Genomic DNA, 21626 nt, shown 5'->3' with positions numbered 1-21626 from the left:
AGTGCATTACTCCTTGTCTTCCTCTTCTATTGATAAATTAGTCTGATCCATTTCATCAATTCCCTTTTCCTCAGTAAGTCGAATTTGTAAACCGACATTATTTTTAGAATCAGCGAAACGTATCGCATTCTCTTTGGTGATTTTCCCTGCTTTATATAAATCAAAAAGTGCCTGATCAAAGGTTTGCATGCCCGATTCACGGCTTTTAACCATAGCCTCCTTAATCTCATCTATTTTACCCTTTTCAATTAAGTCAGCTACATAAGGCGAGTTTATAAGGATTTCGACTGCTGGCACTCTACTTTGCGCTATACCTGGAATTAAACGCTGTGAAATAATGGCTCGTAAATTCTGAGCTAAGTCCTGTAACAGCTGAGGCCTTGCTTCACTAGAAAAGAAATTAACAATTCTTTCTAGTGCTTGATAAGCATTATTAGAATGCAGTGTCGATAAACATAAATGGCCGGTTTGTGCGTAAGAAATGGCATGTTTCATGATATCTCTTTCTAGAATTTCCCCAATTAAAATAACATCGGGTGCTTCACGCATGGCATTTTTTAATGCATTTTCATAACTTAAGGTATCAATTCCAACTTCTCGCTGATCGACAATACATTTTTTATGTTTATAGAGGTATTCAATGGGGTCTTCGATAGTTAATATATGACCACGTTGATTTTCATTGCGGTAATCAATCATCGACGCTAAAGTAGTTGATTTACCAGAGCCCGTTGCACCAACAACGAGTATTAAACCCCTTAACTCCATAATTAACTGCTTTAATATAGGCGGCAATTGTAATTCTTCCATAGGAGGAATATTGCCTTTAATATAGCGGACCACCATGGCAATTTCGCCACGCTGCCTAAATACATTAATCCGGAAGCGGCCAACGTTACTTATAGAAATAGCTATATTAAGCTCCAGCGTCGCCTCAAACTCTTTACGCTGATTATCATTCATGACTGATGCGGCAATTTCAGCCATTTGCATTGATTTTAATGGCGTTTGGCCAATAGGGGTAGCCGCACCTTGAATTTTAATATAAGGCGGCACACCGACACTAAAAAATAAGTCAGAGGCATTTTTATCAACCATTAACTTAAAAAATGGCGTAATATCCACTTTATCACCTATGCTTCCTTTTCTATTTAAAAGTGTAGATAAAATATAGGAAAGCGCAATTTAAGATAACGCAGCCAAATGAATATTTTTGGCTAAAATTGTAAATTTCAGCTACATTATTGATAAGGGATGACTCTATTAGAATATTTAATGACCATACGATAATCATTTAAAATTTTCTAATAGCTCATGAAAATGATTTTTTTAAGGTTAAAGCATAATGACTCAAAAAGTGGATTTCTCTTATGCTTTTCAGCCCATTGTTGATATCATCAACAGAGTATCATACTCTTATGAGGCGCTAATTAGAGGACCCAATAATGAACCTCCTACGAGCATATTTGCGCAAGTAAGTCGAGTAAGTTTTCCTGATTTTGATCAACATGCAAGAGAATTTGCAATTAAATTAGCTGTACAATTAGGGTTAAACTGTAACATTAATCTTAATTTTCTACCCAATAGTCTCTCAGCCGGTAATTATATTGACAAAACGTTGGCTACCTTAAAAGAAAATCAGCTAAATCCAAATCAACTTACTATTGAGGTGCCTGAATCTGAAATCATTCATCATCAACAAGATTTTTTATACAGTGTTAGACAATGTCGCAGTAAAGGCGTTCGCATTGCAATCGATGATTTTGGCGCAGGCTATTCAGGCTTAAATTTACTACTTAATTTACAGCCTGACTTTATTAAGCTAGATATGCAATTAATTCGAAAAATTGATACCCATCGCTCAAGACAAGCGGTTGTTAAAGCTATCTTAGAAGTTTGTAGAGAACTTAACATTCATGTTATCGCTGAAGGGGTAGAAAACCTCTCAGAATATATATGGCTTGCAAAACAAGGTATTTCTTTATTTCAAGGCTATTTATTGTCTAAGCCGGGCTTTGAATGCCTTCCCGCAATTACCTTTCCTGATGCTTAACAAATAAATTCACTAAAACTATTTTTTTGTACGCTCATCCAGTTTAACATTGTAGAGCTTGTACTTTGTACCGGGCAAAATTAGAAAGCTATTTTAACCTTACATTATTGCGTGGATAATGAATGTCTTTCCCACGCAGGCGGGAATCCATCTAAAAATTAATCTCAGTGCTAATTGCTGAATAGATCCCCGCCTGCGCGGGGATGACATAGAATTAGTGGGATGACATAGGATTTGCGGGAATGACATAGGATTTGCGGGAATGACATAGGGTTATTAACTATCCATACAACAATGCTAGCTTGCGGACAAGCTGGATTTAGTATTGTGAAAAGAGCCTATTTGGTAGCTTTAATTTTGGTCCTACACTGAGAGGCTTTAACTAGTCACTATTTTAATATAAAGAGTCACTTAAAGCGGTACGTTTAAAATAAATAATAATAAATTATAGAGCACCTCTTAAACTGTTATTAAAACTAAGTTAGTTCATTAAGCGCCCATAGCAGTTAAAAAGCTCTAATCAAGCCTATAAAGGTAAGTTAATGAATAATAATAAAAATAATAACCCATTTAATCCTAATTGGGCAGGGGCAATTTTCTTTGCAATTTTTGCTTTTTGCTTCTTGCTCTTAACTAAATACATTCTACTGTCCTTGCAACAAAGTACGGTATTACCTTTTTTCCCGGCGCTTTTAGTGGCGCTAATTACAGGTAGCTTCTTAGGAGCTATTTTTACTAAATATCTTATTTACCCCCGGTCCTGGATTTATGCCTTCCTAATAGGCATCTTAATGGCTTTAATTGCTATTCTCCTAATCAGCCTTGTTATCTTTCTTAATCTTTATTTTTTTGAACCTACAATTACTAATCGCCTGCATCATTGGCAAGACTTCTTTATTCTTTATGGAACAATTTTTTTATCGCTATTTTTAATAATAGGTCTATGGCTTATGTTATTTACGGGTTTAGCTGCCGTTTATTTCAGTGAGCGTTTCTGGCCTACTCTAATAGCGATTAATAAAGCCCATTCTAAATCTGACCATTCTTAAAGGCTATTAATGGAACAACGGGCCGCAGTTTTTAGTCTCATGCAGCAAGGCGCAACAATTATTACACCTAATCAACGCCTTGCTCAAATTCTTCTTGCTGACTTTTATCATGCTTATCCAGAGTTTAGGCACACTAAACCATTATGTTTTTCCTATTCTGATTTCTTATTGACACTTTTTAAAAAATACTGCTACTTACAACCGTCTAATACAAATCCTCTGCTTCTCAACTCTCAACAGTTACGCCATCTATTAAAACAAATTATTAGTCAAGATGTTTTAAACCAAACGCTTATTGATGAAGTGCAAAATGCGTGGATTTATTGTCAACGTTGGCATCTTGATATTGAGCATCCCCTTTTTACTCATACATTGCAAACACAAAAATTTCAGCACTGGATACAGCAGTTACAAATTACATTAGCTAATATGCCAGCGATTACGGAAGATCAATTAATACCCTTCTTTTTGCAGCATCAATTTGAAATAAAGGTAGATAACCTTGTCTGGTACTGTTTCGATTACTACACGCCGCAGCAAGAAGCTTTCCAACATTATTTAATAGATCAAGGTTGTCAACTGCATCATCTAGATTTATCACCTAAAGAATCATCGCCTTCCTTTTATGTGGCAAAAGATGATTATGATGAATATTACCAGCTTATTTATTGGCTTAAAGAGCAGTTGGCTCAGGGCGAGAATAAAATTGGTATTGTGGTTCCAGATTTAGAAATACAAATTCAACCTTTAAAAAGAATTTTGTATCAGCATTTTCCTCCCACAACATTTAATATTTCCTTAGGACAAACCTTAAATACTTATGAACTAGTAGCGCATGCACTTTGTTGGTTAAACTTAAATGGTAAAACATTAACAAATCATCAAGCCCGCTTATTACTCTATTCACCTTACTTAAGCGGTTCTTACTCTGAGTTATTTCGTCGAAGCCAGATCATGCAAGAATCTCGTTTTCTGCAAGAAGAAATTTTTGATCAAGCAGCTTGGCTTAATGAATTACAAACTACAGCACCCAGTCTAGCTAAGCTATTACAATCACTATCAAACTACCCGCATGCGGCTACACCACAAGAGTGGATTAATTTATTTATTAAGCGATTGTCTTTATTAGGCTTTCCTGGCGAATATACGTTAGATTCTGATAATTACCAATGTTATCAACGATTTTTAACTCTTTTTGAAGAATTTAAACAACTAAGTCTACTAACAGAAAAGATGACTATTTCTGAAGCCCTTATCTCTTTAGAAACATTAGCTGCTGCAACCATTTTTCAACCTGAAAGAAGACCGGCTCCAGTTCAAATTCATAATATCTTAAATGCTAATGGCTCTACATTTGATGCCTTATGGATTATGCGCCTAACTGATGAAAACATGCCGCCTAAAATTAAATTATCTGCTTTTATTCCTATAAAATTACAGCAAGAAAACGAAATTCCTCTTTTAAACCCAGCTTTTCAATTAGAATTAGCTCAAAAAATGTTTGACCGCTTAAAGCATAGTAGTACTCAATGCGTAATGAGTTACTCACGCTTATCTAGAGACAAAGCTAATTTGCCAAGCCCCTTAGTAGCTAATTTTATAGCTAATTATCTTCCTAAACAAAAAAATTTACTAAAAGCAGCCTGGGAAACCTATGGCGAAGAATATAAAATAGCTTTAGTTAACGAAGAACAAGTGACAGGAGGAACTGCTCTTTTAGCTAATCAAGCAAAATGTCCCTTTCGTGCTTTCGCTGCACATCGGTTACATGCTAAAAAAGCCATCGAGACTTCCAATGGACCTAATGCTATCGAACGCGGTCAAATTATTCATCGTGTACTGGAACTTGTTTGGGAAAATCTTAAAAGTCAACAAACATTATTAACTTTACCCGAAGATCAATTAAATAATTTAATTGAGCAATCAATAGAACAAGCCCTAGCGCCTTATAAAGAATTACGCCAATATTCTTTCCCTCCCCTTATTCAAGAAATTGAATTAACGCGAATTAAACTTTTAGTAGCTTGTTGTCTTGAGTGGGAAAGACAGCGCCCTCCTTTTGAAGTTGAAGCCTTGGAGCATGCCTTTACCGTACAATTAGCTGGCATTGATTTTAACCTGCGTATTGATAGGCTTGATAAACTTCAAAATGGAAAAAAATGGGTAATTGATTATAAAACTAATATACCTAATTATTTGCCTTGGCGTGAGGAGCGCCCGCGTGAGCCTCAACTATTACTCTATGCCTTACTTGATGAAACAATCAATACTTTACTTTTCACAGGCCTCAAAGAAGGTGAAATTATAACGAAAGGCTTAAGTGAAAATCGCTGGCCCATTGATGGTCTTGCCTGCATTGATGAAGGTGAGACATGGTCTTCTCGCCTAGCTTCATGGCGAGCACAACTTTATCAGTTAATTCAAGAATACAGCGAAGGACAGTGTCTACCTAATCCTATTCACTCCTCTATATGCCAACAATGTGATTATCAGAGCCTTTGTCGATTTGGAGTAGTTGTCGATTAATTTGCTAGATCACTACTATAGACGCAGGAAAATTATTATAGTGACTTATTGAAGATAGCTATTTTATTGTTACAATGTTTATTCGTTAATCACTTTATACAAATATGCTAAAAACAAAAGAAGCCGAAATATGCAGGGAGCTAGATAAACTCGGCATAACAATGTTTGGTAAACGAATTCATAACCCAGATGGTGAGAAAAGAAAGTTTTATGATATCCACCCGTATACCAAACAAGGTACTGGCGTTTCATGTACTATCTCTTATATAGATGATAAAACAGGCGTTATTCATATCTTACACGCAAAAAAGAGAAATAAGCCTCAGTATGAACAGATTGGAGGTTATACGCGTGGCCAAGGGCCAGAAGGAAGCGAGTTGCAATTTGATAAACGTAGTGAAGATGAAAGAGATAAGGATGAAGAAGCAATAATTGGTAATTTCAATGCCATTACTCCTTCTAATTCACAAGAGCCTATTAATTCATCAACTTCAGATTATACCCTTAAACAATTAAAAGACTTATCAGTTGAAGGTTTTCTTAATCAGCAGTCTAAGAAACTGGGTAAAAAAATTAATCCTCTTTTAATGAAGTCTTTTTTGGCTCAGTCGGGAATTAATTACACTAATGACTATAATGCTCTTGACACTGCTTTACGTGAAACCAAAGAAGAAACGGGGCTAAATCTAGAAAACTATAAACCCTACGAGCTTTATACTTCAGATGACTTTGGCATTACCAATGAAGAACGGCTACATACTAAAGTAACTCATTATTTATTTTACCTTGGGCGCTTAGACAAGCCTCCTGTAGTACAGGCAGGTAGTGATTTGGAAGTGGTGCATTGGTTACCTCTGCATCAAATTAATTTAGAAACTAAGACATTAAATGATACACCTATAAGACAAAGCTACCTACTCCAAACATTACCTAGAGCAGTTAAAAAAATCAGAGAAATAGAACTTGCTGAAGTCACCAGCAATGTGTTTACTAAATATAAAAATATTAATGAAGTAGTACCTTTAAATCCCTATACCTGGGAAGCACATTTAAATCATCAACGAGTTTTAGAAAAAGCAAAACATTTAAGTGAAAAAGTAAAAATATTATTAGAACAAGAAACAGATAATTTAGAATTTAGGCCTTTATAACTTCTGCTGATTTTATATAAATCTGTCTGTAACTTTTTAATTACAACTTTTTGTTAATGTGCTAAATACTGGGCTTCCGGTGTTTGAATAAAAGCTATATTAGTGAGCAGCAGCGCTTAAATCAGTTAACTTAGCTTTTTTAGGTTTAGTAAGCCAGATTAAAGGGATTAGAGCAATAAAGATGAAGGCGGATACCCTAAATATATCATTAAGTCCAAGTATATTAGATTGAATATTTACCATATAGTTAAAGACAGCATACTGTTGATCCTGACTAAGGCCAGCGATATCTCGTAAGTTTGCTAAGAAATCGGTAAAGTTAAATGTATAAGGCGTAGCCTGTTCCGTTAGCTCTGCATGATACATTATGGCGCGTTGGCTCCATAATGTATTGGTAATGGAGGTACCAATTGCGCCAGCAAAAATACGCACAAAATTAGATAATCCTGCGGCAGCTGGTACTTTTTCAGGGCTAAGGCCTGATAGTATAATGGTCGTTAAAGGAATAAAAAACATAACCATGGGAATGCCCTGCAAAAGAGTAGGCCACACCAGATGGGTAATATCAATCGTTGCTATATAAAAAGAACGCATATAAAAAACCATACCAAAAAGGATAAAGGCTAGTGTCACAATAATGCGGGCATCTGTTTTTGGTAAAATTTTACCCAGAATAGGCGATAAAATAACAGCAAAGATACCTAAAGGCGCCATTACTAGCCCTGCATGTAAAGACGGGTAGCCTAAGTCTTGCTGAATCCATTGAGGTAATAAAACAAAGGTACCGAAAAATACGCCATAAGCCACTGAAATCGCAATAGTTCCTCCAGCAAAATTGCGACCTTTAAAAAGACGCAAATCAACAACTGGATTTTTAACTGTTAATTCCCAAATTAGAAAATAACAAAAGCTAATAAAAGCGACTATTGCTAAAATAATAATGATTGTTGAGTTAAACCAATCTAAATCCTTACCTTTATCTAGCATAATTTGAAAAGCACCGACCCAAAGGAAAAGTAAAAATAGCCCTACTTTATCAACTGGCAATTGTAATGTGGGTGTTTCGCGCTGGCGATAAATTATCCAAGTCACGATACCGGCGAAAAACCCAATGGGTAAATTAATATAAAAAATCCATGACCAACTGTAACTATCTGTTATCCATCCCCCTAGTGCAGGCCCCACAATCGGCCCTACTGTAGCAGTCATGCCCCATAGTGCTAAAGCAATCGAGCTTTTTTCTTTAGGATAAGAACTTAAGAGAATTGCTTGCGAAAGTGGAATAAGAGGGCCTGCCGCCAAACCTTGTAAGATACGGGCAGCTAATAACGTAGTAAGATTGGTTGCAATACCACAGCAAAATGAGGCAAAAACAAAGAGTGAGATGGCTATAATGAATAATTTAACCTGTCCTAGTCGTTGTGTAAGCCAGCCAGTTAAGGGTATTGAAACAGCATTTGCTGCGGCGAAAAGTGTGATAACCCATGTCCCTTCATCGACTGAAACACCTAAGGAGCCTGCAATAGTTGGAATTGCTACATTTGCAATTGAAGAATCAAGTACAATCATAAAAGTAGCTAAAGCGACAGCAATCGTTGCTATAATTAACTTGCCACCTTCTAACGGTGGATAACTAGCTGTACTAGAAATTTGCATGGTTATTTTTAGCTTGAATGTTAATAAACGGCTCTTTAGCTGCAACTTTTAAATCGCCTGATTTAAGAACATTTTCTTGTACGATATTATTAATAATATGGTCTGCTTGTGCCGTTAAATTATTAAAAATAGTTGTTTGATAAGGCTGCTGAATTAGAGCTATTTGCTTTTTGTGTTGTCGATGTGTATCCACCGTTACTTTCATCGATAAACCAATACGCAATGGATGTGCCTTTAATTCTTTTTCGTCAACAAGGATGCGAACAGGTAAACGTTGTACCACTTTAATCCAATTGCCAGTGGCATTTTGCGGCGGCAGTAAAGCAAAAGCACTACCGGTACCTGCTGAAAAACCGCTAATATAGCCATGATATTTTACCTTTGATCCATAGACATCGGCAGTTAATACTACAGGTTGTCCAACTTGTATTTTACTCAATTGCTTTTCTTTAAAATTAGCATCAACCCAGATTTGATTTAAGGGAACAATGGCTAATAATACTTGGCCGGGCGTAATACGCTGTCCTATTTGTACAGCCCGTCTAGCCACATAGCCAGATAAAGGCGCGCGAATCGTATTGCGAATAAAATTAAGATAGGCTTGTCTTAGCGTTGCCATAGCCTGTTTAACATGAGGATGATTGATTATGTTGGTTCGGTGTGTAAGCGCAGTATTAGCTTCCCACTGGGCTTGTGATTGTAAAAGTGCTGCATTGGCTACATTGTAATTATCTTGGGCATGTGTTAATTCTTCTTGTGAAATTGCCCCTCTGCGAATTGCTCTTTGCCGCCGCTGTAAATCAATTTTAGCTTTTTGTAAATCCGATTGCCTTGATTGAATAAGCGCTTGTAATTTACTGTTGTTAATAAAATATTGTTGTGTTTGCCTTAAAGCGAGCGCTAAGTTAGCTTTCGCTTGCTCTAAATTGACTAAACTATCCGTTGGATCTAATTCAACTAAGCTTTGGCCTTCAGAAACAAATTGGGTATCATCTGCGTTTAGCTTAGTAACATTGCCTGTCACTTGGGTAGAAATAGGAATTATATTGCCCGCGACATAAGCATTATCAGTAACTTGAAGGTACCGTCCATAAAGCAACCAGTAGAAAAAGTAAATTAAACCGATTAATAAAAGACTGAGGGTAAAAATAAATAGAGCTTTTTTCTGATTCAATTGTTTTGGCGTATTGGCTTGAGTAGATGACTTTAATTGCTTCAACATGAAGATCCCTGAAAAAGTAACTTATTAAATAACCTGCTAAATTATTTTTAGCCTAGTCACTATAAGCGGTCTAGCTGCAATTCTCAATAAGGTAATTAATAAAACTAATAACCAGGTTGTAAGTAACCCAAGTACACTTACTTACATGAATCTAGCTTACTTACGCTTCGTTACTTACAATTCCTATTAGGAGAAGTAGTAACATTAAGTCCTAAGTTCTTTGGAGTATAACCTGCTCGTTCAAAGGCTGACCTAAACTGCTCAATCAGATAATTAGGTACGCCTTTAGCACTATTTTGACTACGAGTACTACGATGTCCACCACCATGCCATGTTACTGTAGCTGTTGAAGCTAAATTAGCTGAAGCTACTTCAATTGATTCTCGGTCTACTAGTAAATGAGCATATATATTCTCTATTTCTAATCTACACCGATTAGCGCCAGTCGATGTTAATTTTCCTCCTAATGCAAAGGCAAGACTTACTAGCTCTCTTAAGCTCATTGTTTTATATTCTAGGAGATCAAATACTTTTTTAAGCGTTTCTTGATGTTCCTCTTTAAGGTTAAGTACATTATATTTAGTTTCAGGAAGTACTTTTTTTGTAGTATTGTGCTTCTGGGTTTGCTTACTATAACTTGTATAAAACTTATCTTTACCTATTAAATTATCTCCTGTTTGCTCACTTTTAGCTAATCCCAGCTCTTCAATTCGCTCTTCAACTACTTCTTCCTCTTCCTCCTCTGGTGACTTATCTTCTATACCTGCATCTGCATTTTCAGCCATAGAAGCTTCTTCTTTTTGTTCTCTTACTTCCATCACTTCACCTGAAGCAAACTCACTAACAACAGTAAGATTCGTACCTGACGTTTTATCTTCTAAAGTAGCTGTACTTGTAGTGCTCTGGGTTTGTCCTATTGTTAACTCTGAGTGCTGATGTATTAAACCATGCTCAGCTTGTTTACTGTGTCTTAAATGTGATTTATCTTCAGCAACCTGTACAGCTATGGTTTTCTCTTCAACTGCCATCTTTAATAAACTATCTATTTCAGCTTCCAATGCATATTTAGGTTTTATTCTGTTAAATAGCGCTATATAGTTATCATGAAGGTCCTTAGAGGGATTGCCTTGTTGGCTCTCTTTGCTTGTTAAACACTCTTTATATTTCTCTATTAATGACTTAAGTTGAATATAAATAGGGTTACTAGGATGAGGATTCTCCTCTAAATATTTCCTTGCTCTTTTATAAGTTTTACTCTTCTCAAGTTTTATATTTCCGGTATCTATCCTTCCTGCTTCTCGTATACGACCATTTTCAACAATTTGAGCATCAACGCACTTAACTTCTTCCTCAAACTTAAGACAGGCAGAACTAACAAGAGGCTCTAACAACTTAATCGTTTTCTGAAGCTCAAGATATTCAGCCATCACAGGTGATATATGTTTTCCGTTGCAAGCTTGTCTAACTTTTTTCTTTAATTCCTTTCCTGTATAGAAAAAAGAAAATAGATATTCCACAGTGTTAGTGTTTGAACTCTGACTTTGCGTCCGAATAAACTGTGCTGTAAGTCGCATACTTAAATAGAGTTCGTCAATTTGGTTACGCTCTAGATAAATCTTATATTGAGTATAACGGGCTACATCTTCTCTTAGGCCTTGCAAAACTGCAGCCTTTACTTCTTCAAATATCTTATTATCCGGTACCTTTCTCACTTCAGGTAACTGAGACAAATTACAATACATTGCACAAATAATCTCGAATATTTCCTCTTTAATTTTACTTTTCCGAAGTTGTGTGTATAAATTTCTATTGTATTGAAGTAGCGCTTCATTAATTCTTCGGATTTCCTCTAAAAATGATGCTTCTTTGCCTTCAGAAGAAATACTATTTGCACTAAAAAACAACTGTTTCATATAGTTAAAATAATGTATTTATAGTCCAAATATTGTACTATTTTTAAATTAAGTAATTATTAAGGAATCCATTTAAGGTAAAAACTATTGCAAAAAATTAAAAGAAAAATCTTAGAGAATTTTTAGGATTATTAAGCGCGGGCAAAATCAAAGGTTAAAACAGAGCTTATAGTTGTATGACCTAAAGCTAAGGCAACTAGCCTATCAATACCTAAAGCAACACCACTACATGGAGGTAAACCGACTTCCAATGCACTTAGCAGGTATTCATCCATTGCTGCCCTTTCTAGAGATTTAGCTTTTCTAAGCGCGATATCTGATTCAAAGCGCTCTTTTTGCATTTCAGCGTCAGTTAACTCATGAAAACCATTAGCAAGCTCAATTCCCTTAAAGTAAATTTCAAAACGCTCAGCAACGCCATTATGCACCTGTGCTAGTGCAGCTTGTGACGGAGGAAAATCATAAATGGCCACAGGAGTATCTGAATGAGCAAGAGCAGGCTCTATGACATGACTCATTAATAAAAATAAATACTGATCCTTATCCTTTTCATCACTCGCTAAAACGTTATCTAAATCATAATTTTTAAGAGATGATTTTAAATTGGTAACTGAGGCAGTTAAAGGATCTAAGTCACAAATCTCTAGGAAGGTTTGTTGGTAGGTTTTCTTAATTAGCGAGGAACAAGATAAAATTAATTGTAGTAACTCATCTACCTCTGCCATCAAACCATGATGGTCAATATTTAATTGATACCATTCAAGCATGGTAAATTCTGGATTATGCCAGCGTCCTAATTCATCATCACGAAAAACACGTGCTAACTGAAAAATAGGGCCACTATCGGCTGCCAGTAATCTTTTCATGTGGTACTCGGGGGAAGTTTGTAAATAATAAGTTTTTCCACGAAAGGTTGCTTTAATATTATTTAAATAAACATCGGTGATACCAAAACGTGCCATAGAAGGTGTATCAACTTCAAGGTAACCACGTCTACTAAAAAAATCCCGAATTTGAGCAATAAGCTCGGCACGTTGACGTAATGTCGTAATTGTTGCGGAAGGCTGCCAGGACATCAATAGAAAATTCCTAATTCAAGCTTTGCGACTTCTGACATGCGATCTTGCGTCCAAATAGGTTCCCAAACTAACTCTACTGTGCAATCATTAACCCCTTCAACTTGATTGACAGCTTGCTCTACTGTTGCTGGAAAGGTTTGAGCAACTGGACAACCCGGGCTAGTTAGCGTCATTTGAATATGAACATGGTGCTTTTCATCGACCTTAATATCGTAAATTAAACCTAAATCGTAAATATTAACCGGTATTTCTGGGTCATAGACGGTCTTTAAGGCAGCTATCACCTGTTCTTTTAACGCGTCTTCACTGAGTTTCTTTTTCAAGCCAAACATAACACTACTCCGTACTCACTGGATCTTGGTTATTATTTATGGCTGCATTAAAGGTATGCCAGGCGAGTGTTGCACACTTAACTCGGGCTGGAAATGCTTTAACGCCGGCTAACACGGATAACTTATCACTTGTTACCCAGTGACTTTCTTCATCACTTGTTAACATGTGGTGAAATCCTTCAAAGATATGTTTTGCTTCTTCAATGGGTTTTCCTTTCAAAGCTTCTGTCATTAAAGAAGCAGAAGCCTGTGAAATAGCGCAACCACAGCCAACAAAACTTACATTCTCAACAATATTATCCTTTACCTGCAAATAAACTGTTAATTTATCGCCACACAAAGGATTATAACCATTCGCTTGAGCAGTCGCTTCTTCCATTTTGTAATGGTTACGCGGATTACGATTATGATCAATGATAATTTCCTGATATAACTCACGTAATTCCATGCTCATGCAAACACCTCTTTTACTTTTTGCAAGACCTTCATACAATAATCAATTTCGGCTGTCGTATTATAAAATGCTAATGAAATCCGGGTTGTTGCTGCCACATCAAAAAAATCCATCACTGGCATTGCGCAATGATGGCCGCCGCGAATCGCAATACCTTCATTGTCTAAAACAGTACCAATATCATGCGCATGTATTTTCCCATGTACAAACGAAATAATAGGGACTTTTTGTTTAGCTGTACCGATAATATTGTAACCTTTGACAGCAAGTAGCGCGTCTGTTGCATATTGTAAGAGATAGTCTTCGTAAGCGGAGACCGCTTCCATGTCTAGCGTTGCCAAATAATCTAAGGTCGCCCCTAGCCCCATAACCCCAGCAATATTAGGCGTACCTGCTTCAAATTTGTAAGGAATAGGCGCATATTCAGTTGCATCAAAAGTAACGAAATTAATCATCTCGCCACCACCTTGATAAGGTGCCATATCTTCTAATAAATGTGTTCTACCCCATAAAATACCAATGCCCGTGGGTCCATACATTTTATGGCTAGAAAAGGCATAAAAATCACAACCCAAATCTTGTACATCAATGGGATAATGCGCAGTTGCCTGAGCGCCATCTACTAAGACCATAGCGCCATAAGCATGCGCCATTTCAATCATTTTCTTGATAGGATTTACCGTACCTAAGGCATTTGAAGCATAGGTAATGGCTACAAATTTCGTATTTTCGTTTAATTTTTTTTCAAATTCATCGAGTAAGACTTCGCCAGAATAAGAAATTGGGGCAACTTGTAATTTTGCGCCTGTTTTTTTACAAACCATCTGCCAAGGTACAATATTAGAATGATGTTCCATATGGGTTATAAGGATTTCCTCATCCGGCTTAATGCGTGGTGCAACAAAACTTTGTGCAACTAGGTTAATTGCCTCTGTAGTACCACGTACGAATACACATTCATTAACAGATTGAGCATTAATGAATCTCTGTACTTTATTTCTAACCCGTTCAAATTGGAGTGTCGCTCGTGCACTTAACGCATGTACGCCACGATGAACATTCGCATTATCATGAGAATAATAATTGCTTATTGCCTCAATAACCGCTTTTGGCTTTTGTGTTGTTGCAGCATTATCAAAATAAATTAACGGATAATTATTAATTTTCTGCTGCAAAATTGGAAAATCTTTGCGAATAGCATTAACATCGAAGCTAGTGTTTAAAATGGCTGAACTCATACTTCACTCCAGCTGTGCGTTAATTAGATTGGCTATCCACTCTCTTATTTCAGAATGCGGTATCCGGTTTAAATTTTCAGTAACAAAGGCTTGTATTAGGTAACGATTCGCCTCTTCACGCGAAATACCACGACTAGCCATATAAAACAATGCATCTTCGTCTAACTGCCCTACAGTAGCGCCATGTGAACAAACAACATCATTAGCAAAAATTTCTAATTGAGGCTTCGTATCTACCTCTGCTTGTGCCGATAACAATAGATTTTTATTTTGCTGGCGGGCTTCAGAATGTTGAGCATACTTTGCAACAATCACTTTACCATTAAAAACAGCCCGTGCACGGCCCGCTAACACGCCTTTATAATCTTGGGTGCTCTGACAAGTAGGCACTTGATGATGAACTGTTGTATGATGATCAATATGTTGATTATCACAAGGCATATAAAGTCCATTCATTAAACACTGGGCTTGTTCTCCTTCTAATGATATTGCAATATCACTGCGAACTAAACGACCACCTACACTAATAGAATGACTTTCAAACTGGCTTTGCGTGGCCTGCTTTACCGCTAAATGGCCAATATGAAATGCTGCTTTGCTTTCATTTTGAACTTTATAATGTACCAATTTAGCATTTTTAGCTAAAGCAATTTCTGTTACAACATTAGTTAGATAATTTAGATTTTCCTGACCATTAAAGGTTTCTACAATAGTAGCCTCGCTTTCTGATTCAGCAATAATTAAGTGACGTGGATAGACAGCCTGCTCTTGATTATTTTGCCAATGAGCTAATATTAAAGGTTCTGTTAAACAGACACCTTGCGGTAAGTAAATAAACATCCCTGTTTGCAGAATCGCTGTGTTTAATGCATGAAAACCATGCTCATGTTTTAATAATTGAGCCAGATAAGGCTTTACCTTATCTGCATGCTTATTAACTGCCTCTAATAAAGAAAGTACCAACATATCCTTTGGCAATTGCTCGGCAAGCATATGAAGATTACTAGTTATCTGCCCATCACAGATTACCAATTGGTGACCTGCCGGCAACAAATCTAGCATCCTATCTTGACTTATAGAACCTAACTTTAGAGGACTATAAAATCGCTGCTGCAAAAAAGGATCTAATGAGGTGTATTTCCACTCCTCATGTTTTCGGCTGGGAAAACCATAATGGCTAAAATCATCTAAAGCGTCCCTTTGTATGGATGCTAACCAAGGCTCAGGTAAACTGCTTGCTTTTGCTTGCTCTTGGTAAAATTCAAGAATCTCACTCATGCCTGCTCTTTCTCCTCAAGCCAACTATAGCCTTTCTTTTCTAATTCTAATGCTAATGACTTATCACCTGATTTAATAATACGACCATTGGCTAAAACATGAATAAAATCAGGTTCAATATAATCTAATAACCGCTGGTAGTGTGTTACTAAAACAATCGCTCTTTCAGGAGAGCGCATTGCATTAACGCCTTGTGAAATGATTCTTAAAGCATCAATATCTAAGCCTGAATCAGTTTCGTCTAAGATTGCTAATTGAGGCTCAAGTGCAAGGAGTTGTAAAATTTCATTGCGCTTTTTTTCTCCTCCAGAAAAGCCTTCATTTATACTGCGATATAAGAAACTTTCATCCATATCTAATAACTGACATAGCTTACGAATAAAGCTTAAAAACTCGATTGCATCTAAAGGATTCTTCCCTTGCCCTTTGCGCACAGCATTAACCGATGCTTTAAGAAAATTAATATTGGTTACCCCAGGAATTTCTAGCGGATACTGAAAGGACATAAAAATCCCTGCTCGCGCACGTTCTTCGGCAGAAAGCGGCAATAAATCCTGCCCTAAATAATTAATCTCGCCACTTGTTACGGTATAAGCAGGATGGCCTGCCAACACTTTAGACAAAGTACTCTTTCCGGAACCGTTAGGGCCCATAATAGCATGTACTTCGCCTGCATTTACGTTCAGATCAATGCCTTTTAAGATAGGTTGTCCATTAATAGCTACATTTAATTGTTTGATTTTTAACATACTTAACCTACTGCCCCTTCCAAACTAATACCTAATAATTTTGTCGCTTCTACGGCAAATTCCATAGGAAGTTCTTTTAAAACTTGCTTACAAAACCCATTTACAATCATGGATACAGCGTCTTCAGTATCTATCCCACGTTGTTGGCAATAAAATAATTGCTCTTCACTAATTTTTGAGGTTGTTGCTTCATGCTCAAGCTGCGCTGTTGCATTTTTAACTTCAATATAGGGGAATGTGAGTGCTGCGCATTCATCACCCATGAGCAATGAGTCACACTGAGTAAAATTACGAGCATTGGTTGCTGTTGGTGCGATTCGAACTAAACCGCGATAAGCGTTATGTGAGCGCCCTGCACTAATGCCTTTAGATATAATCGTTGAACGCGTATTTTTACCTAAGTGAATCATCTTAGTACCGGTGTCGGCTTGTTGAAAATTATTAGTTAGAGCAACGGAGTAAAACTCACCAACTGAATCATCGCCTTGTAAAATGACACTTGGATATTTCCAGGTAATGGCTGAGCCCGTTTCAATTTGCGTCCAGGAAATCTTAGAGCGCTTACCTCGACAAGCACCGCGCTTCGTTACAAAATTATAAATTCCGCCCCTTCCCTCTTTGTCACCCGGGTACCAATTTTGTACGGTAGAATACTTAATTTGAGCGCCTTCCAAGGCAACTAATTCGACTACCGCAGCGTGCAATTGATTTTCATCACGCATAGGCGCTGTACAACCTTCTAAATATGAAACGTAACTGTCGCAATCAGCAATAATTAAAGTTCGTTCAAACTGGCCTGTTGATGCAGAGTTAATACGAAAATAAGTGGATAATTCCATAGGGCAACGCACGCCTTTAGGAACATAAACAAATGAACCATCGCTAAATACCGCTGAATTTAGCGCGGCATAAAAGTTATCACGATAAGGCACCACAGAACCTAGATATTGACGTATTAAATCGGGATACTTATGAACTGCTTCAGAAAAAGAGCAAAAAATAACCCCAACTTCCGCTAATTTTGCTTTAAACGTTGTCGCGACTGAAACACTGTCAAATACGGCATCAACAGCCACACCCGCTAACAACTCCTGCTCTCTTAAAGGAATACCTAATTTCTCATAAGTCCGTAATAATTCAGGATCAACTTCATCTAAGCTTTTAGGCGCGTCTTTGGCTTGTTTAGGGGCTGAATAATAAGAAAGAGCCTGATAGTCAATAGGTGGATAATGTACACTTGCCCATTTAGGCTCAGGCATTGTTTTCCAATACTCTAAGGCTTTAAGGCGCCATTCTAAAATAAACGGAGGTTCGCCCTTAATTGCTGATAAACGACGAACTACGTCTTCATTTAACCCTGGCGCAAATGTCTCAGTTTCAATATCTGTTACAAAGCCATGCTGATAATCCCTTTCAAGAAGGGTATTTATTTGCTCATTACTTTTAGCCACGATGTACTCCACTTGCCAGCTGCCTAATTCTATCGATTTCAATGGGCTGTAAAGAAGGTTTAGCTAGCATTTCTAAACTTACACTATCTAACGCGGTGTTGATTGCTCGGCTTATTAATTGCCAGTTTCCTTGAACATGACACACACCTTGTAAAGAACATTCATTAGGATGAATACTACACTCTGTTAAACCCCTTTCCTGCTCTTCTAATGCATAAATTATCTCGGCAACAGAAATATCGGTTGCTGCTCTTTGTAGACGATAACCACCAGATACCCCTCGTACAGACGTTAGCAATTTTGCTGCAGTTAATCGCTTCAATAATTTGCTTACTGTCGGTACTGAGAGATGAGTATGGAAAGCAATATCCCGCGCATTGCAAAGTGTATTAGGATGCCTTGCTAAATACACCATGATTACTGTTCCATAATCGGCCAATTTGCTGATACGCAGCATATCACTACCACCCTAAATAATCTAGCACCGAATCGGTCCTTAATTAAAAACAAAACGATAAATCTACTGTAAATTTGATATTAAGTAATAGGAAATCGCCCCAGCACTTAATGCGCTTAATTACTATTAATATAGTACTAAATTAGTTCTATTTACAGTAAAAACAGCGATATTGTAAACTATTTTTTACAGTAAGAATACTTTGCGTACACAACTATTTTATAATTTGTAAGATGCTACTAAAATAGGCTACAAATTAAACCTTCCTTCTAGCTTGCCAATTCTAACTGTTAGTCAAGTAAAGATGCATTTAGGAGGTATACTCTAAGAAATTAATGCCATCATTTAAAATTAACGATGGCAGTTAATAAATCTAAGACAATAAGTAATACATAAAGGAGACATTCAAATTTAAACTAAAGCCCCTTGTTAACTCAAATGCATCATTGTTTGATTAAGCTCAGTATTTTGAAATTTCCCCTTATAAAGAGCAATAATTTGTTCAACGCCTTGAGAGATGTCTTTTTCACCGTTGTTAGAAATATCAATATCAGCTTGGCCCTTTGTGCGTGCTATATAACTGAAAAAACCATCTCTTACATTTGACTTTAACTCGCGCCGCCTAGTTTCTTCAACAGAGGTATACCTTTCAGTAATATCACGGCTAGCCCGTCTTTCTACATTAGCTAAATAGAAATCAGGCTGAATATAGATACCTAGTTTATCCGGTGTCTCTAATAGATCTGTAATCATTAAAGCAAAAATACCTTCAACAATTAAAATATCAGTAGGCTCTATTCGGGATGTTTCGGTGAGTCTATTTTTTATTGCAAAGCTGTATAACGGACTTTCTATAGACTGACCTGCCTGTAATTGCCTTAAATGATCAACTAAAAGATCAATATCTATTGCATCTGGCGTATCAAAATTTTGGCGTTGATTAGATGGATCATTCATTTTGTAATAATTATCCATTTTCAATATATTTGCCTTAAGATTTAAGCAGTTAAATTCCAATTTAAGTTTCTCTGCCAAAGTTGATTTGCCACCGCCTGAAGGCCCAGCAATAAAGAAAATAATCACAGTTTCTCCTATAGAAAAAAAGAATATAGTAGGGTAAAAATTTTTATTTTAATAGCTTAAAATATAAACACTGCACCTTTAATTTACACCAATACGAATAAAATGCAGCCAATGTGAGCAGAATGAGCAATTGACAATCAATTTTAACGGAATATAATGCCTAAAAAACTTGGGATTTCATCATGCGCTATTTCAGACTTTTTTTTGCCCTTTCAGCTCTTCTTTCTTTTAATGTTGTTGCAGAACCGCCCAATATTAGTCTGGTAAAAAAAGAAATTGAGGCCTATCATGATTCGGGAGCCTATCAAAGAGAGCTGACTGCCATTATTGAAAAAGCGCATCGATATATTCTTAACCAAATAAAATTAAATAAGCAGCGTCAAACCAAAAGAGAACTTGCGCTTGTCTTAGATATTGATGAGACTAGCTTAAGTAACTATGATAAACTTGTACATCGTAATTTTATGGGTACTCGTGAAATTATTCATAGAGAAATTCTTGCTGCAGATTCTGTACCTATTAAACCTATGCTCTCTCTTTATCAAGATGCCATAAAGCATGGCGTAAAAGTTTTTTTTATAACCGGTAGAAGTGAATCTGAGTGTAACGCGACTCAGAAAAATCTGTTAATTGCAGGCTATAAAAATTGGGCCGGTCTTTACTGCAAACCCGATAACTATAATTTACCTTCTATTGTTAAATTCAAGACAAAGATGAGAAGGCTTATCACGAAAAAAGGCTATACTGTTGTGGCAACCATTGGTGACCAATACAGTGATTTATTAGGTGGTTTTGCTAAGAAAGCATTTAAACTGCCTAATCCTTTTTATTATTTGCCTTAGCTAAAAGTATATAATGCTGAACTTACTCTATACATAATGCATATAGCTTTGGCTATATATTAATACGTGTATTTTGTTCGCTTAAGTGTCTTAATTACATCCGTGGTTGGTTATGACGTATAGTTGCCATTATATCATTAATAACCTGAAGTTTTTCTTCAGCAGTAACGGTATTCCAATCTGCATTTTCAGATTTTTCCTCTTTCTCTAAAGCTCTTAGCTCTTGCTGCAATTCGTCAAAATTTTCCTTAACAAACTCAGTTAACTTATCCTCCTCAAAGGTATTTACATTATTATAATCTGTATTACTTCTATTCCTGCTAGGACTTAAGGTAGCAAAATATAGCTCGTCAAATCGCTTTAATGTATTACTTGGCATGGCTTTTCTCCTCTATAACTTCTTTAATAATTATATACCTATTTAAAGGGAACAGCTTAAGCCAGGCTGTATAGAAAAATTTTATCATTGCAACTTAAGATTATTTAGCAGAAGAAAGTGGTTCATTATTAGCATATTCAGAAGTGTCTAATACTCTCTCTTCACAAGCACGCTTCATTAATATAAGAAATTTAATTATAGAAACGTTATTTAATCTCAGCAAAACTAAATTAAATATATTCCACCTCAATAATTTCATATTCTACGATGCCGCCAGGCGTTTGGACGGTAACCGTATCGCCTTCCTGCTTAGCAATAAGCGCTCTGGCAATCGGTGAGCTATAGGAAATTTTATTTAATTTAATGTCTGCTTCATCCTCTCCAACAATCTGAAAAGTCATTTCTGTATCATTTTGAATATGACAAACCCGTACAGTGGCGCCAAAAACGACTCGGCCATTATTAGGAATTTTTGTAATATCAACTATCTGGGCATTAGCAAGTTTTGCTTCTAACTCTAGAACCCGGCCTTCATTAAAACTTTGCTGCTCTCTGGCAGCATGATACTCAGCATTTTCTTTTAAGTCGCCATGCGCGCGCGCAGTAGCAATTGCATCTACAATTCGTGGTCGTTCAACAAATTTAAGACGATGTAATTCCTTTTGAAGAGCCTCGGCTCCTTGAACTGTCATGGGATGTTTTTGCATAATTACC

The 21626-nt window shown here is 36.6% G+C and carries 20 protein-coding genes; 5 read left to right on the top strand and 15 right to left on the bottom strand.

Annotated features, from left to right (window positions below):
- Nucleotides 1-6: 6 nt before the first annotated feature.
- Nucleotides 7-1125: a PilT/PilU family type 4a pilus ATPase gene (locus ACQUW5_RS13675; RefSeq protein ID WP_444991828.1), complete on the bottom strand. Its 1119-nt coding sequence runs from the start codon at nucleotides 1123-1125 to the stop codon at nucleotides 7-9.
- Between the two features lie 220 nt (nucleotides 1126-1345).
- Here ACQUW5_RS13675 and ACQUW5_RS13670 point away from each other — a divergent pair, with 220 nt between their 5' ends.
- The 4 genes from ACQUW5_RS13670 to ACQUW5_RS13655 all read left to right on the top strand — a co-directional run bounded on the left by ACQUW5_RS13670 (nucleotide 1346) and on the right by ACQUW5_RS13655 (nucleotide 6779).
- On the top strand, nucleotides 1346-2053 hold the full coding sequence (locus tag ACQUW5_RS13670; protein ID WP_444991827.1) for an EAL domain-containing protein: 708 nt from the start codon (nucleotides 1346-1348) through the stop codon (nucleotides 2051-2053).
- A gap of 542 nt (nucleotides 2054-2595) precedes the next feature.
- Nucleotides 2596-3102: a hypothetical protein gene (locus tag ACQUW5_RS13665; protein WP_444991826.1), complete on the top strand. Its 507-nt coding sequence runs from the start codon at nucleotides 2596-2598 to the stop codon at nucleotides 3100-3102.
- 9 nt (nucleotides 3103-3111) lie between these two features.
- On the top strand, nucleotides 3112-5628 hold the full coding sequence (locus tag ACQUW5_RS13660; RefSeq protein ID WP_444991825.1) for a PD-(D/E)XK nuclease family protein: 2517 nt from the start codon (nucleotides 3112-3114) through the stop codon (nucleotides 5626-5628).
- A gap of 161 nt (nucleotides 5629-5789) precedes the next feature.
- Nucleotides 5790-6779, top strand: a complete 990-nt coding sequence (locus ACQUW5_RS13655) for an NUDIX hydrolase (protein ID WP_444991824.1) — start codon at nucleotides 5790-5792, stop codon at nucleotides 6777-6779.
- Between the two features lie 99 nt (nucleotides 6780-6878).
- Here the strand turns inward: ACQUW5_RS13655 and ACQUW5_RS13650 are convergent, their stop codons facing one another.
- The 12 genes from ACQUW5_RS13650 to ACQUW5_RS13595 form a co-directional block, all read right to left on the bottom strand.
- On the bottom strand, nucleotides 6879-8435 hold the full coding sequence (locus tag ACQUW5_RS13650) for a DHA2 family efflux MFS transporter permease subunit (RefSeq protein WP_444991823.1): 1557 nt from the start codon (nucleotides 8433-8435) through the stop codon (nucleotides 6879-6881).
- Nucleotides 8422-9657 carry an HlyD family secretion protein gene (locus tag ACQUW5_RS13645; protein ID WP_444991822.1) on the bottom strand — a complete coding sequence of 412 codons (1236 nt, stop codon included), beginning with the start codon at nucleotides 9655-9657 and terminating at the stop codon, nucleotides 8422-8424. Before ACQUW5_RS13645 ends, ACQUW5_RS13650 begins: the two co-directional genes overlap by 14 nt.
- A gap of 170 nt (nucleotides 9658-9827) precedes the next feature.
- A complete protein-coding gene (locus ACQUW5_RS13640) occupies nucleotides 9828-11570 on the bottom strand; it encodes a hypothetical protein (RefSeq protein ID WP_444991821.1) in 1743 nt (580 codons plus the stop codon).
- Nucleotides 11571-11701: 131 nt separating this feature from the next.
- Nucleotides 11702-12646: an elongation factor P--(R)-beta-lysine ligase gene (gene epmA, locus ACQUW5_RS13635; protein WP_444991820.1), complete on the bottom strand. Its 945-nt coding sequence runs from the start codon at nucleotides 12644-12646 to the stop codon at nucleotides 11702-11704.
- Nucleotides 12646-12981: an SUF system Fe-S cluster assembly protein gene (locus ACQUW5_RS13630; protein ID WP_444991819.1), complete on the bottom strand. Its 336-nt coding sequence runs from the start codon at nucleotides 12979-12981 to the stop codon at nucleotides 12646-12648. Before ACQUW5_RS13630 ends, epmA begins: the two co-directional genes overlap by 1 nt.
- Nucleotides 12982-12985: 4 nt before the next feature.
- Complete coding sequence (gene sufU / locus ACQUW5_RS13625; RefSeq protein ID WP_444991818.1) at nucleotides 12986-13435, bottom strand: Fe-S cluster assembly sulfur transfer protein SufU; 450 nt, start codon at nucleotides 13433-13435, stop codon at nucleotides 12986-12988.
- Nucleotides 13432-14673 carry a SufS family cysteine desulfurase gene (locus tag ACQUW5_RS13620; protein ID WP_444991817.1) on the bottom strand — a complete coding sequence of 414 codons (1242 nt, stop codon included), beginning with the start codon at nucleotides 14671-14673 and terminating at the stop codon, nucleotides 13432-13434. Before ACQUW5_RS13620 ends, sufU begins: the two co-directional genes overlap by 4 nt.
- 3 nt (nucleotides 14674-14676) lie before the next feature.
- Nucleotides 14677-15951 (bottom strand): Fe-S cluster assembly protein SufD, encoded by a 1275-nt coding sequence (sufD, locus tag ACQUW5_RS13615; protein WP_444991816.1) that lies wholly within the window; start codon nucleotides 15949-15951, stop codon nucleotides 14677-14679.
- Nucleotides 15948-16700: a Fe-S cluster assembly ATPase SufC gene (gene sufC / locus ACQUW5_RS13610; RefSeq protein WP_444991815.1), complete on the bottom strand. Its 753-nt coding sequence runs from the start codon at nucleotides 16698-16700 to the stop codon at nucleotides 15948-15950. Before sufC ends, sufD begins: the two co-directional genes overlap by 4 nt.
- Nucleotides 16701-16702: 2 nt before the next feature.
- The gene (gene sufB, locus ACQUW5_RS13605) at nucleotides 16703-18151 is read right to left on the bottom strand and encodes a Fe-S cluster assembly protein SufB (protein ID WP_444991814.1); all 1449 of its coding nucleotides are present in this window, start codon (nucleotides 18149-18151) and stop codon (nucleotides 16703-16705) included.
- Nucleotides 18144-18608 (bottom strand): SUF system Fe-S cluster assembly regulator, encoded by a 465-nt coding sequence (locus ACQUW5_RS13600; protein ID WP_444991813.1) that lies wholly within the window; start codon nucleotides 18606-18608, stop codon nucleotides 18144-18146. The genes sufB and ACQUW5_RS13600 overlap by 8 nt, the downstream gene beginning before the upstream one ends.
- 429 nt (nucleotides 18609-19037) lie before the next feature.
- Nucleotides 19038-19691, bottom strand: coding sequence for a uridine kinase family protein (locus tag ACQUW5_RS13595; protein ID WP_444991812.1), 654 nt, complete (start codon nucleotides 19689-19691; stop codon nucleotides 19038-19040).
- Between the two features lie 182 nt (nucleotides 19692-19873).
- Here ACQUW5_RS13595 and ACQUW5_RS13590 point away from each other — a divergent pair, with 182 nt between their 5' ends.
- Entirely contained in the window at nucleotides 19874-20533 is a 660-nt protein-coding gene (locus tag ACQUW5_RS13590; RefSeq protein WP_444991811.1) for an HAD family acid phosphatase, read from the top strand.
- A gap of 94 nt (nucleotides 20534-20627) precedes the next feature.
- Here ACQUW5_RS13590 and ACQUW5_RS13585 read toward each other — a convergent pair whose 3' ends face one another.
- Together ACQUW5_RS13585 and greA are read right to left on the bottom strand one after the other, a co-directional pair.
- A complete protein-coding gene (locus ACQUW5_RS13585) occupies nucleotides 20628-20912 on the bottom strand; it encodes a hypothetical protein (protein ID WP_444991810.1) in 285 nt (94 codons plus the stop codon).
- A 230-nt stretch (nucleotides 20913-21142) separates the two neighbouring features.
- Nucleotides 21143-21619: a transcription elongation factor GreA gene (gene greA / locus ACQUW5_RS13580; RefSeq protein WP_444991809.1), complete on the bottom strand. Its 477-nt coding sequence runs from the start codon at nucleotides 21617-21619 to the stop codon at nucleotides 21143-21145.
- Nucleotides 21620-21626: the final 7 nt, after the last annotated feature.

Source organism: Legionella pelazae, from assembly GCF_052527395.1.
The sequence above is the reverse complement of the archived record's forward strand: the minus strand, read 5'-3'. Positions and strand labels throughout refer to the sequence as shown.

What these genes read in the sequence shown, in the direction of transcription:
- ACQUW5_RS13620 (WP_444991817.1), bottom strand. Translation starts at nt 14,673, where the DNA reads ATGAGTTCAGCCATTTTAAACACTAGCTTCGATGTTAATGCTATTCGC.
- ACQUW5_RS13665 (WP_444991826.1), top strand. Translation starts at nt 2,596, where the DNA reads ATGAATAATAATAAAAATAATAACCCATTTAATCCTAATTGGGCAGGG.
- ACQUW5_RS13655 (WP_444991824.1), top strand. Translation starts at nt 5,790, where the DNA reads ATGTTTGGTAAACGAATTCATAACCCAGATGGTGAGAAAAGAAAGTTT.
- ACQUW5_RS13645 (WP_444991822.1), bottom strand. Translation starts at nt 9,657, where the DNA reads ATGTTGAAGCAATTAAAGTCATCTACTCAAGCCAATACGCCAAAACAA.
- ACQUW5_RS13585 (WP_444991810.1), bottom strand. Translation starts at nt 20,912, where the DNA reads ATGCCAAGTAATACATTAAAGCGATTTGACGAGCTATATTTTGCTACC.
- ACQUW5_RS13640 (WP_444991821.1), bottom strand. Translation starts at nt 11,570, where the DNA reads ATGAAACAGTTGTTTTTTAGTGCAAATAGTATTTCTTCTGAAGGCAAA.
- sufC (WP_444991815.1), bottom strand. Translation starts at nt 16,700, where the DNA reads ATGTTAAAAATCAAACAATTAAATGTAGCTATTAATGGACAACCTATC.
- ACQUW5_RS13660 (WP_444991825.1), top strand. Translation starts at nt 3,112, where the DNA reads ATGGAACAACGGGCCGCAGTTTTTAGTCTCATGCAGCAAGGCGCAACA.
- ACQUW5_RS13650 (WP_444991823.1), bottom strand. Translation starts at nt 8,435, where the DNA reads ATGCAAATTTCTAGTACAGCTAGTTATCCACCGTTAGAAGGTGGCAAG.
- sufU (WP_444991818.1), bottom strand. Translation starts at nt 13,435, where the DNA reads ATGAGCATGGAATTACGTGAGTTATATCAGGAAATTATCATTGATCAT.
- sufD (WP_444991816.1), bottom strand. Translation starts at nt 15,951, where the DNA reads ATGAGTGAGATTCTTGAATTTTACCAAGAGCAAGCAAAAGCAAGCAGT.
- ACQUW5_RS13630 (WP_444991819.1), bottom strand. Translation starts at nt 12,981, where the DNA reads ATGTTTGGCTTGAAAAAGAAACTCAGTGAAGACGCGTTAAAAGAACAG.
- ACQUW5_RS13600 (WP_444991813.1), bottom strand. Translation starts at nt 18,608, where the DNA reads ATGCTGCGTATCAGCAAATTGGCCGATTATGGAACAGTAATCATGGTG.
- greA (WP_444991809.1), bottom strand. Translation starts at nt 21,619, where the DNA reads ATGCAAAAACATCCCATGACAGTTCAAGGAGCCGAGGCTCTTCAAAAG.
- ACQUW5_RS13590 (WP_444991811.1), top strand. Translation starts at nt 19,874, where the DNA reads ATGCGCTATTTCAGACTTTTTTTTGCCCTTTCAGCTCTTCTTTCTTTT.
- ACQUW5_RS13670 (WP_444991827.1), top strand. Translation starts at nt 1,346, where the DNA reads ATGACTCAAAAAGTGGATTTCTCTTATGCTTTTCAGCCCATTGTTGAT.
- epmA (WP_444991820.1), bottom strand. Translation starts at nt 12,646, where the DNA reads ATGTCCTGGCAGCCTTCCGCAACAATTACGACATTACGTCAACGTGCC.